1 protein-coding gene is annotated in these 1,133 nt (G+C 69.5%); it reads right to left on the reverse strand.

Annotation, left to right across the window (positions count from 1 at the left end; all coding sequences use genetic code 11):
- On the reverse strand, positions 1–1,122 hold a 1,122-nt coding region (locus tag ACWD4P_RS38415), incomplete at its 3' end, for a condensation domain-containing protein (protein ID WP_449782847.1).
- Between the last annotated feature and the right edge of the window lie 11 nt (positions 1,123–1,133).

Genomic DNA, 1,133 nt, shown 5'->3' on the forward strand with positions numbered 1-1,133 from the left:
ACCACCCCACCCCGACACGATCAACTCACGCTCGCCACCCACCAACACATCCACCGAACCCACCACCTGCCCCGCATCCACCACCATCGCGGACAACACCCGCCGCAAACGCTCCGCGAGCAAGCCGACAGTGCCGTGGTCGAACAGATCGGTGCTGTAACGGAGTTCGACCTGGATACCGGCGGGACTGTTGGTGGCATCGCAGTTCTCGGAGAAGATGAGGTTGAGGTCGAACCTGGCCGGGGCCTCTGCGAAGGTCTCCGGTTCCAGCGTGACACCCGGCAGCCGGAGGGTGCCCTCCTCGTTGTTCTGCAGCACGAGCATGACCTGGAACAGCGGGTGCACCGAGGCCGAGCGAACCGGGTTCAGCTCCTCCACCAACCGCTCGAACGGCACGTCCTGGTTCGAGAACGCCGCCAGATCCGCCTCCCGGACCCGACCCAGCAGCTCGTCGAACGTCGGCGAGCCCGACAGATCCGTCCGCAGCACCAGCGTGTTCACGAAGAACCCGACCAACTCGTCCAACGCCTCGTCCGAACGCCCCGCCACCACCGTGCCGATCGGGATGTCCGTGCCCGCGCCCAACCGCGACAGCAGCGCGGCCACCGCCGCGTGCAGCACCATGAACAGCGTCACGCCGTTCCGGCGCGCCAGGGCCTGCAACTCCGCGTGCAGTTCGGCGTTCAGGCCGAACTCCACCAGGCCACCGGCGTGCGAGGCCGTCCCCGGCCGGGGCCGGTCCAGCGGCAGCGCCACCTCCTGCGGGGCGTCCCGCAGCACCTCGGCCCAGTGGTCGAGTTGCTGGTCCATGAGCTCGCCGAGCTGGTGGTGCTGCCAGAGCGCGTAGTCCGCGTACTGGACGGCCAGCGGCTCCCAGTCCGGCGCGGCACCGGCCAGGCGGGCCCGGTAGGCCGCCGTCAGGCCCTCCCACAACGGCCGCATCGACCAACCGTCACTGGCGATGTGGTGGATCGCCACCGACAGGACGGATTCCTCCCCGCCGAGCGTGAACAGCACGACCCGCAGCGGGAGTTCGGTCGAGAGGTCGAAGACGGTGAAGGCCTCGGCCGAGATCCGCTCCGCCACCTCCTCCTCCCCGCACTCCACGACCGCGAACGGCACCCGGACCTCCC

The sequence above is a fragment of the Kitasatospora sp. NPDC002543 genome, assembly GCF_053594915.1.